General features: G+C 33.8%; 13 protein-coding genes, 1 pseudogene and 3 riboswitches. Of the genes and pseudogenes, 11 read left to right on the top strand and 3 right to left on the bottom strand.

What is annotated here, in order from left to right; translation table 11 throughout:
• Positions 1 to 74: 74 nt before the first annotated feature.
• From ACYFX0_RS11780 to ACYFX0_RS11745, 8 genes are all read left to right on the top strand, one after another.
• A protein-coding gene (locus ACYFX0_RS11780) for an IS3-like element ISBt2 family transposase (RefSeq protein ID WP_097826534.1) occupies positions 75 to 1,231 on the top strand; the annotation gives its coding sequence in 2 pieces (ribosomal slippage) (positions 75 to 327 and positions 327 to 1,231; 1,158 coding nt in all).
• 194 nt (positions 1,232 to 1,425) lie between these two features.
• Positions 1,426 to 2,679 (top strand): ATP-binding protein, encoded by a 1,254-nt coding sequence (locus ACYFX0_RS11775; protein WP_460270544.1) that lies wholly within the window; start codon positions 1,426 to 1,428, stop codon positions 2,677 to 2,679.
• Positions 2,676 to 3,896 (top strand): ATP-binding protein, encoded by a 1,221-nt coding sequence (locus ACYFX0_RS11770; RefSeq protein WP_460270542.1) that lies wholly within the window; start codon positions 2,676 to 2,678, stop codon positions 3,894 to 3,896. Before ACYFX0_RS11775 ends, ACYFX0_RS11770 begins: the two co-directional genes overlap by 4 nt.
• 266 nt (positions 3,897 to 4,162) lie before the next feature.
• Positions 4,163 to 4,251: riboswitch (cyclic di-GMP riboswitch) on the top strand.
• A 68-nt stretch (positions 4,252 to 4,319) separates the two neighbouring features.
• Positions 4,320 to 4,408, top strand: a riboswitch (cyclic di-GMP riboswitch).
• A 67-nt stretch (positions 4,409 to 4,475) separates the two neighbouring features.
• A riboswitch (cyclic di-GMP riboswitch) is annotated at positions 4,476 to 4,564 on the top strand.
• A gap of 152 nt (positions 4,565 to 4,716) precedes the next feature.
• Entirely contained in the window at positions 4,717 to 7,299 is a 2,583-nt protein-coding gene (locus ACYFX0_RS11765; protein WP_460270540.1) for a WxL domain-containing protein, read from the top strand.
• Between the two features lie 39 nt (positions 7,300 to 7,338).
• Positions 7,339 to 7,656, top strand: coding sequence for a cell wall anchor protein (locus ACYFX0_RS11760; protein WP_460270538.1), 318 nt, complete (start codon positions 7,339 to 7,341; stop codon positions 7,654 to 7,656).
• Positions 7,657 to 7,692: 36 nt separating this feature from the next.
• Positions 7,693 to 8,421, top strand: coding sequence for a WxL domain-containing protein (locus tag ACYFX0_RS11755; protein ID WP_460270536.1), 729 nt, complete (start codon positions 7,693 to 7,695; stop codon positions 8,419 to 8,421).
• 66 nt (positions 8,422 to 8,487) lie between these two features.
• Complete coding sequence (locus ACYFX0_RS11750; RefSeq protein ID WP_000761506.1) at positions 8,488 to 9,213, top strand: WxL domain-containing protein; 726 nt, start codon at positions 8,488 to 8,490, stop codon at positions 9,211 to 9,213.
• A 109-nt stretch (positions 9,214 to 9,322) separates the two neighbouring features.
• Positions 9,323 to 10,339 (top strand): DUF916 and DUF3324 domain-containing protein, encoded by a 1,017-nt coding sequence (locus ACYFX0_RS11745; protein WP_000239426.1) that lies wholly within the window; start codon positions 9,323 to 9,325, stop codon positions 10,337 to 10,339.
• 382 nt (positions 10,340 to 10,721) lie between these two features.
• Here ACYFX0_RS11745 and ACYFX0_RS11740 read toward each other — a convergent pair.
• Positions 10,722 to 11,641 (bottom strand): annotated as a pseudogene (locus tag ACYFX0_RS11740) (Nif3-like dinuclear metal center hexameric protein).
• Positions 11,642 to 11,673: 32 nt separating this feature from the next.
• On the bottom strand, positions 11,674 to 11,850 hold the full coding sequence (locus ACYFX0_RS11735) for a hypothetical protein (RefSeq protein WP_086398482.1): 177 nt from the start codon (positions 11,848 to 11,850) through the stop codon (positions 11,674 to 11,676).
• A 165-nt stretch (positions 11,851 to 12,015) separates the two neighbouring features.
• On the opposite strand from ACYFX0_RS11735, the gene ACYFX0_RS11730 reads away from it, so the two are divergent.
• Entirely contained in the window at positions 12,016 to 12,339 is a 324-nt protein-coding gene (locus ACYFX0_RS11730) for an iron-sulfur cluster biosynthesis family protein (RefSeq protein WP_460270534.1), read from the top strand.
• A gap of 208 nt (positions 12,340 to 12,547) precedes the next feature.
• Entirely contained in the window at positions 12,548 to 13,453 is a 906-nt protein-coding gene (locus ACYFX0_RS11725; RefSeq protein ID WP_016077180.1) for a DMT family transporter, read from the top strand.
• 28 nt (positions 13,454 to 13,481) lie between these two features.
• On the opposite strand, the gene ACYFX0_RS11720 is transcribed toward ACYFX0_RS11725, so the two are convergent.
• A complete protein-coding gene (locus ACYFX0_RS11720) occupies positions 13,482 to 13,703 on the bottom strand; it encodes a hypothetical protein (protein WP_000639042.1) in 222 nt (73 codons plus the stop codon).
• Positions 13,704 to 13,981: 278 nt separating this feature from the next.
• On the opposite strand from ACYFX0_RS11720, the gene ACYFX0_RS11715 reads away from it, so the two are divergent.
• Positions 13,982 to 14,365 carry an ATP synthase subunit I gene (locus tag ACYFX0_RS11715; RefSeq protein WP_000624926.1) on the top strand — a complete coding sequence of 128 codons (384 nt, stop codon included), beginning with the start codon at positions 13,982 to 13,984 and terminating at the stop codon, positions 14,363 to 14,365.
• Positions 14,366 to 14,600 lie beyond the last annotated feature (235 nt).

Raw genomic sequence — 14,600 nt, 5'->3', positions numbered from 1 at the left:
AATAGTGGTACATGAAAAAAACACCTCCTGAATTCGCATACTAAGTATGCAAATTCATTGGAGGTGTTTTTCGTTTGAAGACAAGAGTTCATTACCCAGAAGAAGTAAAGTGGAAAGTGATTGAAATGAAAAAGGATGGATATTCCAATTGGACAATTATGGAGAAGCTTGGAATTAAAAATGTTTCCCAAATTAAGACGTGGATGAAGTGGTATCGTACCGATCAAACGTACCGTTTTCAACAACCTGTAGGAAAACAATATTCTTATGGAAAAGGACCAAAAGAGCTCAGTGAATTAGAACAGCTACGTTTAGAAAATAAACATCTAAAAACAAAATTACTTGTATGGGGAAAGTATCTGGAAATCGAAAGGGGCTGAAACCAGAAACTGTAGTTACTTTATGGAGAAATGTACAAACAAAAATAACGGTAAAAGACTTGTGTAACGTATTAGAATTACCCCGTTCTACATTTTATCGTTGGTTACAACGAACGGAAGATCTGAAAGATGATATAGAAGAAAAAGTAAAGGACGTCTGTCTTAGGCATAAATTCCGGTATGGATATCGAAGAGTGACCGCTACTCTTCGAAAAATGGGACTGTGTGTCAATCATAAAAAAGTATTACGAATCATGAGACAAAATCATATTCTTTCAAAAGTGCGTCGAAAGAAAAAGAAATATATCAATGGTGCGGAACCAATGGTAGCCCCTCATCGATTGGAGCGCCAATTCGATGCATCCAAACCAAATGAAAAGTGGTTTACGGATGTGACGTATCTCTTATTTGGAGAGCGTACCTTGTATTTATCAACGATCATGGATGCCTTTAATCGTGAAATTATTAGTTGTGTCATCAGCGAATCACAAACACTGACATTAGCGATGAAAACATTGAAACAAGCAATGAGAGGGCGAAAAGTAAAAGATGTCCTTCTTCACTCGGATCAAGGAAGTATTTATACAGCAAAAGAATTTCAAGCGTATGCCAAAGAAAACGGCATGATCACCAGCATGTCCCGGAGAGGAAATTGCCATGATAATGCCGTCATGGAAAGCTTCTTTGGTCATTTAAAAAGTGAAGCTTTCTATTCACAAAAGATAACAAAAGTATCCAACACAACTGTGCGAAAGATTGTGCTAGAATACATTCATTACTACAATTGTGTGCGAATTCAAGAAAAATTAAACCACCTATCCCCTAAAGAATTTAGGGAACAAGTGGTTTAGGTGTTTTGATTGGTGTCCCGTTTTCGGGGTTCACTTCATTATTGTTTATGGTTTTTATGCTTGTATATAGCATGAAGATGTTGCATCGTTGGGATGATTTTCCTCAAATGTGCGATTTATCTTTGTTTGTCTATGAAAATCATTTATTATAATAAATGGTATTCTTTGAGATGTTATTTTGAAGGGGTGTTGAAGTGAAAGAAAGTTTTCTATCATATAAAGAAGAAGAAAGGAATGCAAAAATCCTTTTATGGGTGTTATATGTTATTGTTATTGTATATCAAATTTTCTATGCAATTGTATTAGACAATAAATCAATAATGGATAAGGGATACAACATAGTATGGCAAGTTATTTGCGGAGCAGCAATACTGTGCATGAATATATATTTAATGAAAAAAGAGAAGGCAAACCTTGTTAAATATGCATGGATATTTGCATACATAGGGATAGAAATCGCTAATATATTTTCGTATATTTTTTATAATAAGGCGGCGTTTGATGCGACAAATATAATAGAAATTATTCTCATTTTCTTTGTACCCATATTTTTAAATAAAAAATTTTATGTAATCTTACTTTCTTCTATTGTAGGAAAATATTTAATTTATTTATTTGTATTAGAGGAAATAAAAGCATTTATGTTCCTTATTATGTGTACACTTATGTTAATAGCTGCATATATCATTTTAAACCGATTTTTACAATATCTTTCAGCTGTAAAGGAAAGTATTGCGATTGCTAGTGAATCACAAAAATTAGCAGTAATCGGAAAAATGGCAGCGACGGTTGGACATGAAATTAAAAATCCACTCGCTTCATTAAAAGGATTTACGCAATTACAAAGAGAGAAGCATGAAGAGGATCCTGTTTATAAACGTATGATCTTTGAAATAGAAAATATGAATAATATGATAAGTGAGTTGATGGAAGTTGCTACATGCAAGCCTTCTATTTATAAGAAACATGATCTAGGTAAAATTGTATTACAAGCAACAACAACTCTTCGCGAAAAAATGAATGAATTAAATGTGCAGCTTATTTCTAATGTGGGAGAACAAACAATAGAAGTTGAATGTGATGAACGAAGAATAAGAGGAGTCTTTCTATATACGATAAAAAATGCTTTAGAAGCAATGGAGCAAGGTGGCATATTACATTTACGGTTAGAAAATAAAGGGAAAGAGTATGTGATGATCAGCTTAATTGATAATGGTCATGGTATTAAGCAAGAAAACTTAGCCCGTGTTACAGAGGCCTTTTATACAACGAAACAAGATAAAATTGGTCTGGGTCTTACAGTAGCGAATCGAATTGTCGCCGAGCACCTTGGTGAGTTACATATTTCAAGTGAAAGAAATACTGGAACGAGAATAGACATTATTCTGCCAAGGAAGTGTGGAAATACTGAAATTCAAGTGGAAGAAAAGCTAGGAGTTACCATATGAATAAAGGCTATATATTTAAAAATGAAGAAATAAAGGCGTTGAAAGTATTTTTAAGTTTATTTTTTATTATATTTTTTGTGTATGATCTTGCCTATGAATTTATCGTACCTTTAATCGCGGGAGAGCAAGAAGGCGTAGGAAAGTTTGAAGATGGTTTAGGTTTATGGCTTTACTTTTTGATGGTAGTATTGTTTTGCATTGGAATATACTTTATGAAATGGAAGAATGTTTTTGCGGTAAAGTATATTATTCTAATTGGCTATAATGTATTAGATTGTATCCACAACATTATGATTTATTATGGTAGCGATGCGGAATTTGACGGTGGAAATATAGTAGAAGTATTTTTTATTTTGTTTGCACCAATCTTTGTGAATAAAAGATATTTCTGGTTAGTTCCAGCGATACTTGTCGGGAAGTACGCTTTTACAGGAATCATTATTCAATCTTCTCTCGTTTTAATCCCAATGGCATTATATAGTGTATTTACTATTATATGTTGGATTATATTTTTGAGGGTTCAGTCTTACGTTCGTACGCTTGAGATGATGGACAAAGAAATAAAACAAACAGAAAAACTAGCAGCTGTTGGAAAGATGGCAACGGTTATTGGTTATAAGATTAGAAGACCTTTAGCAAACTTAAAAAAACTTGTGAATAAACAAGCAGACAAGCATCCAGAGGATAAAATTTATAGTGATATTATGAAACAAGAAGTAGATCGGATTCATATAATTGCTACAGAACTTAGTGGATTTGAGAAATCTAAATCACTAGAATCAGAAACTCATAACATACAAGAAATTATCTCTTATGTTATTCGAGTTATGGAAAAGCCTGCTTTAAAACAAGGAGTCCACATACAAGGTATTTACAGTAAAGACTTACCATCAATTACATGTGATGAAAAACGATTAAAACAGGTCTTTTTTAATTTAATTAAAAATGCAATTGAAGCAATGTCAGTTGGCGGAACAATTACGATTAAAGTTACTGTAAAAGAAGGAATCATCGTTCAAGTGAAAGATGAGGGATGCGGCATTCCGAAAGATAAAATTCCAAAGTTAAACGAAGCCTTTTATACAACGAAAGAAACAGGAACTGGTCTAGGTTTAGTAGTTACAGAAAAAATTATTAAAGATCACAACGGTAAAATGAGTTTTGAAAGTGAAGTTGGGGCTGGAACGACGGTTGAGGTTATGTTACCACTGCATTAACTACAAAAAACATCACTTATTTGGAAGTGATGTTTTTTTATTTTATCCCGCTATTTGCCGGGCAGCCCGATTGGTGAGGGCTGATTAAAGTTTCACTTTATCTATAAAGAATGTATGATGTGTTTTTAATATCAAAATGTTTTTTGAAAGTTTTCATTATGGATTTTCCGGGGGGAATTTAGACTATAAAAATTAATTATTTTTTTCTAAAAAAACTATTTTCTTTTTTGGGTTTTAATGGTATATTCAAAACACGATAAATAAATTCCTATATTTGGCACACTATTCGAAAGGATAGGTCGCAAAGCTAAGAGTCTAAAGTAATGAAAATTACTATGATAGTCTGGTTGCAGTTTGGATTTTCACACATAGTTGTATGTATGAAAATCGAAGAGGCAACTGGACTTTTTGTTTTCTCAAAAAAAAATAAATGGGCACACTGTTCGAAAGAATAGGTCGCAAAGCTAAGAGTCTAAGGTAATAAAAATTACTATGATAGTCTGGTTGCAGTTTGGATTTTCACACATAGTTGTGTGTATGAAAATCGAAGAGGCAACTGGACTTTTTGTTGTCTCAAAAAAAATAAATAGGCACACTGTTCGAAAGGATAGGTCGCAAAGCTAAGAGTCTAAGGTAATGAAAATTACTATGATAGTCTGGTTGCAGTTTGGATTTTCACACATGTTGTGATATATGAAAATCGAAAAGGCAACCAGGCTTTTTATTTTTTCAGAATACACATTATGATTGTAAATTTAGTCGATTAATACATTTAATGTTCAGAATATTCGGTACATAAAAAGCGAGGGAGGGAAGTATATTGCAAAATCAAATAGGGAAATTTGGGCGTATACTTCTCGCTGGAGGAATATTATTTACACAAGTTGGTGTGCTAGACTACTCTGCAACGAAAGTTTATGCGGTTACAAATGACGAGCAAGGACGTTTAATCGTTCATATGGATAAACAAGAAATAAAAGTTGATGAAAATGTAGTATTAAAGATTACAAATACAAATAAACAAGATGCTAATATCGAGCTGAAATTATCTAATGAACAGCTCTTTAATGAAGAAGAAACGAAAAAAATGAATGAAAATAATAAAGCGATTCAAAACATTTCAGTAACAGAAGATCACATTGTAAAAATTGAAAAGAATGAACAAAGTAATTCTATCGGTGACGTATATGTAGTCATTCAAATGAAAAAAGCTGGAGAGTACAAATTTGAACCGATAGTGAAGTTTGAAGGGAATGAAAAGAAAATTGAATCTCCTTCTCTACATGTTGTAGAGAAAAAAGAGGCTTTAAATGTAGCTATTTCTGATGAAAATCCAAAGGCTTCAGAGGAAGTTGTGAAAAAAAAAAATGAAAAAGTAAAAGTATCGGAAGAAAATAAAAAACAAGAAATAAATCCTACTAATGCTGAAGTTCCAAAAGAAACGAAGACTTTAGAGAAAGAAAAGGTTAATGAAGAACTCGTATCAAAGGAAAATGAATTAAAAGAGAGCAATAAGGTAAACGAAAATAATCAGGAATTACCTGCTATTCAAGCTGAGAAGGTATTAAAGAGCCAATCTCTACTAGCTGCTAGTCCTGTTACAAGTATTCTTAGATATCCAAATGTAAAGGTAATAAATAATAGAACAGGTGAAGGGCCTTCTATCCCGGGTAAATATGCTTTTAGATTTGTTTGGAGCCCACAAGTAACATATGAGGTAAAGGGTAGTAGCAATGACAGAACTGGTCAAAGTCAATATACATTTAGAAATTCAAATAGAGAACAGTACGTATTAGTAAAAAAAGCTGGTGAATATCAAGGGAAATGGATTGATGTCCGTATTAATATTCACTCTATGACAGCTTCATCTGTAGATGTTAAAACACCAATAACTAAAGGTGATGCAAAAAACTTTTTACAATTATATGGGAACGGAAGGTCAGGCCAAACTTATAATGCTTCCTTTGAATTTTATGAACACGGAACAAGTAAAAAAGTACCATTAACGGCAATGTGGAATTTCAAAAGGATAAATAGTTATAAAAATGTAACGTTACGTAATGATGGTAGTCATTTAACGAATTTATACGTGTATGATACGAGTTCAATTAGGTATCAAGACAAAGGGAATAATAAAATAGAGTTTTCTGGAACAGCAGGCCCAGTAGCTACTCCAGAAGCAGATATGACAATTACATTTGATAATTTAACAGAATTACCGCTAGAAGTTAGATTAAATGCTTCAGGTGTTAATGTATCATACGACCAATTAGCGATTGCACAAATTGAAATTCCAGCTCCAAGTGTAATAGGAGATATCGTGGAAGATAATTCCCGTCAACTTTCTTATAAGGTATATCAAAATATGCCTGCTCAATCGAAAGATATTCACTATGCGAAATCTTTTGTATTAGAAAGTGAAGTGAATAAGGATTTTACTGTGAATGATGTTTCCATTCAAGATGTGGAAAGTGGAGATGATGTAAGTAGCTTCTTTGATATTAGCAGGAAAAACAATAAGGTCACTGCGGTTGCGAAAGCAAATGCGCTAAAAACAGAAGAATTCAACGGGAAAATTTACGAGATGACAATTACAGGTTCTCCTGTAAAAGGTGCTGATGTAATGAAATATTATAAAGATGGTTATCTTGAAATACCGGTGTCAGCTAAAAACTATTTAGATGACGATAAGAATGGGCAAGATAGTAATCGAGATGGAATCGCAAAAATAAGGTATAAAGGTATTCCGACTGGGAAACCAGTCCCACAAAAAGTAGTGCAAGGAACAGATTTAACAAAAATGGATATTTCTAAATTTGTGACAGATTTATCTGTAGATACGAATTTGGATGTAGATAAACCAATATCAGTAATGAAGTTAATCAATATTCCGGATACAAAAACAATAGGGAATCATACTGTAACGGTTGTAATTGAAACGAAGCAAGGTGTACAAGCGGAGATTCAAGTACCGGTTACTGTCGTTGATGGGACTTTAAAGTTAGTAGACGTACCAAAAGAAATTACCTTTGGAGATGTAACAATTCCATCGAAAACAACGACATACACACCGAAGGCGATTTCAAATTCTTTAAAGGTAACCGATAATCGTGTTAAAAAGCAAAAATGGAGTGTATATGTAAAGGAAATTACACCATTAACTTCAGCGCAAAATGACACATTGACGGGAGCATTGATTTACAAACGAAATGGAAAGGATACACCTTTAAGTAATTCTAGTATAGAAGCATTCTCGTATACTTCTAAAAACGACGAGGAGGTTTCATTAAATTGGAAGGAAAACGAGGGAATTCATTTACAAGTAAAACCAGGGCCGAATGTCAAAGCAAATACAAAATATGCTGGACAGCTAGAATGGACATTAACCGATGCTCCTCTCTAAAAATATATGAAATATATAAATTTTAGAAAGGAGAGAGTAATGAAAAAAATAGTTGGTATTATCGTTTCCACAGTTATATGTGTGCCGTTTCTTATGGCAAATGTAGTAACGGCTACAAGTACGAATTCAAAAGCGGGTATTACATTTTCGAATAGCTATACACCAAATACATCAACTGATCCGACAAAGATAAATACAAAAAAAGAGACAGTTGATAAAAATAAAAATGGAGATAAATATTTACCGAAAACAGGAGGCCAGACACGGGACTTCAAACAATATATAGGATTGTTTTCGATTGTTTTATCTCTATATGTATTCAAAAGAATTAGGGGAAAGAAAGTGTATTCAAAATAAAAAATAGATGAAAACAGAGAAAAGGGGAAGGTACATATGAAACTAGCAAAATTAGCATTAATCGGTGCAGTATCATTAACATCAGTTACAGCAGTAGGAACTTCAGCATTTGCGGAAGAGAAAGCAAATATGAAATCAAAAACCGATGTAACGTTTATTGAAGATACAAGCACAACAGATCCAAACAATCCAGAAAATCCAAATGAAAAAGTTACACCAGAGAACCCTGGTGACCATGAAATAGGAACAAAAGGTCCATTAAGTATTAACTACGTTTCTAACTTACACTTCGGCGAGCAAGTTATCTCTGGTAATGATCAAACGTACTTTGCAAAATTGGATAAAGTGAAACAAGGGAGCAAAACAGTTGAAGTACCTAACTTCGTATCTGTAACAGATAACCGTGGTACAAATGCAGGATGGAAATTGAAAGTAAAGCAAAATGCACAATTTAAAAGTGGTAATAGTGAGTTAACAAATGCAGCTTTAAGCTTAAGTAACCCAGCTGTAAATTCTGTAACTGATGCACAATATGCACCTACAACATTTAAAAATAAAGTAACGCTAGCTCCAGGTGGAGATGCGGTGGAAATTACTACTGCCGCAAAGAATAAAGGTATGGGTGATTGGACGACTGCATTTGGTAAAGGAACAGAACAAGGTAAACAGAGTGTGAGCTTATTCGTACCAGGTACGACGGCGAAAGAAAAAGGTGCGAAATATTCAGCTGAGTTAACTTGGACTTTAGAAGATACACCAAACTAAGCTTATACAAGATTGAAAATTAAGAATGACTGAATTTTAAAAAAGATTATAAAGGGGTATAAAACTATGAAACTAGCAAAAATAGCATTAATTGGAGCGGTAACATTATCATCAGTATCAGTAGGGACGTCTGCATTTGCAGCTGAGAAAGATGGCGGGAAATTAGACTCAAAAGCATTCATTAAATTCGAGAAAAATACAGATAAAATTGATGTTGTTAATCCAGAGAATCCAGATGAAACTGTAGATCCAGTTGATCCAGATAAAAAAGGTACAGATGGTCCACTAAGTATTGATTATGTATCTAACTTCAACTTTAAAACACAAAAAGCATCAGGGAATAACGAAATCTACTTTGCAGAATTAGATAAAGTAAAGAAAAAAGTAGACGGTTCTGTAATTGACGTGCCGAACTACGTTCAAGTAACAGATAATCGTGGTACAAATGCTGGATGGCATTTAACAGTAAAACAAAATGGTCAATTCAAAACTGCAGATGATAAAGCGTTGGATGGTGCGGCATTAACATTAAAAAATTCAGCTTTGAAATCAAATGCAGGTAGCGACGCACCAACAGCAGAACAATCTATCACATTAAATCCAAGTGGTGCAGCATCTGATTTAATCGATGCAAAAGAAAACCAAGGTATGGGTACATGGGTAAATACGTTCGGTAAAGATGCAACAGAAGCGAAACAAAGCGTAGAGTTATCTGTACCAGGTAAAACGAAAAAAGAACAAACACAATACACAACTTCACTAACTTGGGAACTAACAGACGCTCCTATGTAAGTAAGAGGAATTTTAAGATAAAAGAGGAAAATGAGAAGAGATAAGGGAATGGCTTTAACCTTATCTCTTTCTTGTCTATAAAATGGATATGAAGGGGACTACATAAGAGATGGTAAAAAAACTATTTACTAGCTTACTATTAATTACATTCTTCATGGTAAACGCTTTTTCAGTATATGCGGCTGAAATGAAATTCGCTGTGACAGCAGTTATACCAGAAAATCAAATTGATAAAAATCAAACGTATTTTGATTTGAAAATGCAACCTGGACAAAAGCAAACAATTCAAGTCCAAATGAAAAATGATACGAATAAAGAAGTTGTGGTAGAATCGTTTGCTAATACAGCAATTACGAATAGCAATGGTATTACAGATTATAGTACAGTAGAACCAAAAACGGATTCTACTTTGAAATATCCGTTTTCTAAAATTGCTAAAATGCCAAAAGAAACGAAAGTCCCAGCTAACAGCATAGTGACAGTTGATATAAACTTGGAAATGCCAAGTGAGTCGTTTGATGGTGTTATTTTAGGTGGTTTATACTTTAAAGAAAAAGAAGATGAGAATGCAAAGAAAAAAGATGAAGGTGTGCAAATTGAAAATAAATATGCATACGCAATTGGCGTTGTTTTAAAAGAGACGGATGCTGAAGTAAAACCAGACATGAAATTAAACGAAGTAAAGCCAACACAAATTAACGGGCGTAACGTTGTTACTGCAAATTTACAAAACGTAAAGCCAGCAATGTTAAAAAATTTAAGTGTTGATGCAAAGGTATATAAAGAAAAAGGTACAGACGTTTTATTTGAAGCGAAAAAAGAAAATTTAAGAATGGCGCCAAACTCAAACTTTGATTACGCTATTAGCTGGGAAAACAAAGCGTTTGATCCAGGAATGTACCGAGTAGAAGTGAAAGCCACTGATGGCGATCAAAAGTGGGAATGGACGAAGAAATTTACAATTGAAGGAAAGACAGCCGATAAGTTAAATGATACAGCGGTAGAAGCGAAAAAAGACTACACGCTATATTACATTATCGGCGGAGTACTACTGGTAATTATATTATTAGTTCTTGTGTTCTTCTTAGGTAGACGTTCTAAAAAAGAGGACGATAACGAAAAATAATATATTGATAGTGTAAAAAGAAAATAATGGATGTTTTACTATGAAAAATATATAATGGCTTTGTCTGTTATTTGTTGTAGTTCATTTATATTTCTATTTGTTGACCCGAATCTCGGGTCTTTTTTTATGGAATGAATTGCTATATGTTAGTAATTAGAAAAATAGAATATACAGCACTTGCAGCATGAATATAAAGAGGGGTTGTATACTCTCTCAAAAATAGGTTTCCAGCTGTAATACTGTTAGCACCAGTAAATTCGGTGCTAACAGTAGGTTCGTTTTCTGGCACAACGAAAGCATTTACGTTGGTATATGTACTTTCTCATTTATCTATTTTTCTGTGGTCAATTGTATTGTGTATATAAATTTAAAAATGATAGCGTTAGAGCCACCATTTCTCCTGCGGAAGCAAAATAACATCCACATCAAAATTCTCTTTAAACCAATCATACATCAATGTCTCTTTCACTAAATATTCAGAGGCAGAGTGTGACACCCCAATTAGAGACATATTTGTTTCTTTTACATAATCCATAATGAGCGAGTATTTATGTCGCCCGTAATCATTGTCGATATGGCAATGGATTTCTCCTGTAATATATGCTTCGGCACCTTTTTTTCTGCTTCCTTCATTAAAGATACAACATCGCCACATCCAGCGATAATTGCGATTTTTTTGATGGAATCATGTCGTTTACCTTCGAAGTCTGTGTAAGGGATCTGGAAGAGTTGTTTTAGATATTTTTGGAGTGCTTCTGTTGATGTTTCATCTATTTCACAAATAAGGCCAACTGGTTCTTGTTCTGGACCTCCATATGCAAAGTCGTCCACTACAGTAGCGTTTAATGCTTTTGCAATTGAAATACTCGTTCCATGCGTTTGATGAAAATCCATTGGTACGTGACATGTATATATAGAAAGTTGTTTTTCTTTTATTCCTTGCAAATATTTTTCAGGAATTGGTATGAAACCGCGGCCTGATCTTCCAATTGGATCACCGCACTCCATTACAAGGGGATGGTGCATAAAGAGTAAATCACCGGGTGTGGATTGTGAAATGAATGTTTCAAGAACGTCATCTGTAGGGAATACAGCTAAAAATACTTTGTTTACATTTTCAGATCCGTGCATCATAAGGCCGTTAAATAAATCTACAAAATTTGCTTCGAAAAATTGTTGCCAAGGAAATTTGATAGGATCATATACGGCTGGGATAAATCGACTAAAGGCACTATCTTTTCCGTATTTTTCAATTTGAAATAAGTGATCGAGTGATTGCTCTATTTTTTTTAAGGCTGGCATGTTTAATAATCCTCCTTAAGATGATTCTTGCTTTATGAGTTGTTTGTATTCTTCGTAGCGAAATAAGAAGCGGATAGGAAACAAATAAAGCCTAGAATCCAGCCGATAGAAGGAGAATAGGGAAGTACATGCTGTAATAGCATTCCGCTAGAAATGAAGAAACTACCAAATAGACTTAATAAAATAGGATATCGTTGTAGTTTGAACACGGATAGCAAACCTCCTTTCTCCTGCATGAACTACTCATAAAAGCTCGATTGCTGAAACTTTATCACATACATTGTATATTAGTCTTAATTTTCTGTATATAAATTTTAAGAAAAATGGTGATACAATATATGAATGATAAGAGAAGAGAGGATGAAGATTAACATATGTACGTTACTGTAACAGAAGCAGCATATAAAAAGATTATGGATACGATTCCAAGTGAAGCGAAATATATAAAGTTATTTTACGATAATGAGGGTTGCGGTTGTGTCATGAGCGGAATCATCGATTTAGTAGCTATAGCAGAGAAAGATGAGCGCGATGTGGATATTGAATCAAGCACAATGAATTTTATCGCTGATCGTACAAAGCTTGTATTTATGGACGATAAGTTAACGGTTGATTGGCATGAAGGTGGAGGAACTTTTCAGTTGAAGAGCCCAAGCCAGTTTTATAATCCAAATATGAAATTACACGTTCGAGTATAGTAAAGGAAAGGTGATTCCAAAATGTATTTTGGAATCACCTTTTTTTATTTTATAAGTCGATATATTTGGGAAGTCGCCGATATAAATGGAGTTGCGCCAATATAATTTCATTTACCAAAACGTTTCATATAATAAAAAGTTTTTTCACATAATGAAATGTACACATGATTTAATTTTCTGTATAATTTTCTTTGCGGAGGGGATACGCATGAGAAGATGGGGAATTGAGTTATTAATTTTAAGTGTTGTTATTATTTGGGGGATTAACTATACAATTGCGAAGTATGGACTTTTAGAATTTACAACAATTGAGTTTACCGCACTTCGTATGATGGCGGCGGCACCGCTCCTGTTACTTCTTACTTTTTTTATTGAAAAGTCGGTTTATATGGAGCGAAAGGATATACCTAGATTAATCATCGTTAGCGTTGTAGGTATTGTACTGTATCAAACGTTATTTATGGAAACTGTCAAATATACATCCGCTACAAATGCCTCTTTACTCATTTCTATTTCACCTATTTTTACAACTGTATTTGCGATTTTTCTGAAACAAGAAAAGTTTTCTTCTCGAAAGCTCATAGGTTCTATCATTGCCTTTAGTGGTGCAGCATTAGTTTTAGTAGCAGGACATTCACTTGCTAGTTCTTTTTATGGCAATGGAATTGGACTTATTACATCAATATGCTGGGGGCTTTATCCTGTTTTAGCAGGACCATTAATTAAAAAATATTCAGCACTACGTGTTACCGCATGGTCAGCCTTAGTTGGCGCGATTCCGCTTTTATTGTTAAGTGGACCATATGTATTTATAATGCCATTTCACATTACACACGGAATGACACTATTCGCCTTACTATATTCCATTTTCTTTGTAACAGTATTCGGCTTAGTCATGTGGTATGTTGGTGTTCAAAAAATTGGGGCGTCACATACGATGGTATATATGTATATAACGCCGCTTGTAGCTGTTTTATTTGCAGCTGTCTGGGCAAATGAATATGTATCGTTTCAACAAATCATCGGTGGAATTATTATTTTTTTCGGTCTATGGTTTGTGAAATCAGAGAAAGTAAAAGTTCATTCTACTGCGGGGGAACCTATATCAAAATAGGAAAACAGATCACCTATGATCTGCTTTCCTATTTTTTTATTTTTGGTAAGAAGATGAGAAATAAGATAGCAGTAATAAGTGGAATTAAGTTTAAAAATGGAATACGGAAGAGTGTAATAAGAATAATACCTGGAAGAAGAACACCGAGGACAGCGTAAAAAATGCTATGATTTTTCGTGTACCAATACAATGAAAGTCCGATAAGTGCAGGGATAATGAGGTGAATGAGAGCCATTAAAAAATAAATCATTAGACGCCCCCTTTATTTGTGTATTTATTATATCATATCCGTATGTTCATAGATTGATATCATTTTTTTCATAAATGGACGAAAAAGTTTGAAAAACCGTCACAAAATATGAGAATATGATGTTCGAAATCTTGTATAATATTATTTCCTAAAAACATTTAAACAACATAAACATACGGTTTATGTTGTTTTTAATTTGAGTGAAATGGATGTAAGGAATATGAATTTGAAAGAAATTTTTTGTTGAATAGATAAGAACGAATGAAGAGAGGTACAGCATGATTAGTATGTCACTAAGATCATTTAAAATCCAATCGTATTATATACTAGGTATTTTGTTACTAGGTTGGATGTTAACACCGTTTTCAGCACACTTTTTAGGCGCTGGAATTGGGCTTATTGTAAGTATGTATTGCGTTTGGCTTTTAGGGAGAAGAATTGAGAAGCTTGGAGATAGTATTGTAAAGAAGACGAAAGCACCGACACTCGGTATGTTTAACCGTTTTGCAGCTGCCATTTTGGGTGCTATTATTATGTACGAAATTGAGCACCACATGGTTATGTGGGCATTTGCAGTAGGGATTATGGGTGGTTATTTCTTAATCGTTGTGAATTTAGGATACTATAGCATGAAAGATGAGAAAGAATTAACGAAGAGCTAAAAAAGATAAAAAGATAAAAAGATAAAAAGATAAAAAACCTCTTTTGGATGGAATAGAGGATCCAGCGAGGGATAGAAGCGGTCAGAGCCTCTTTTAGCCTCATGCGATGTGAAACCAGAGAGATGTAATGAGTAGGGATATAATTTATATGTTCGAAACCGTGATTTGTCCCTGTGGAAATAGGTTTACTCTGGGATAAGTGATTCAGTGATGGATAGTACAACAGGAAGCGAAA

Source organism: Bacillus sp. NEAU-Y102 (genome assembly GCF_054788175.1).
The sequence above is the reverse complement of the archived record's forward strand: the minus strand, read 5'-3'. Positions and strand labels throughout refer to the sequence as shown.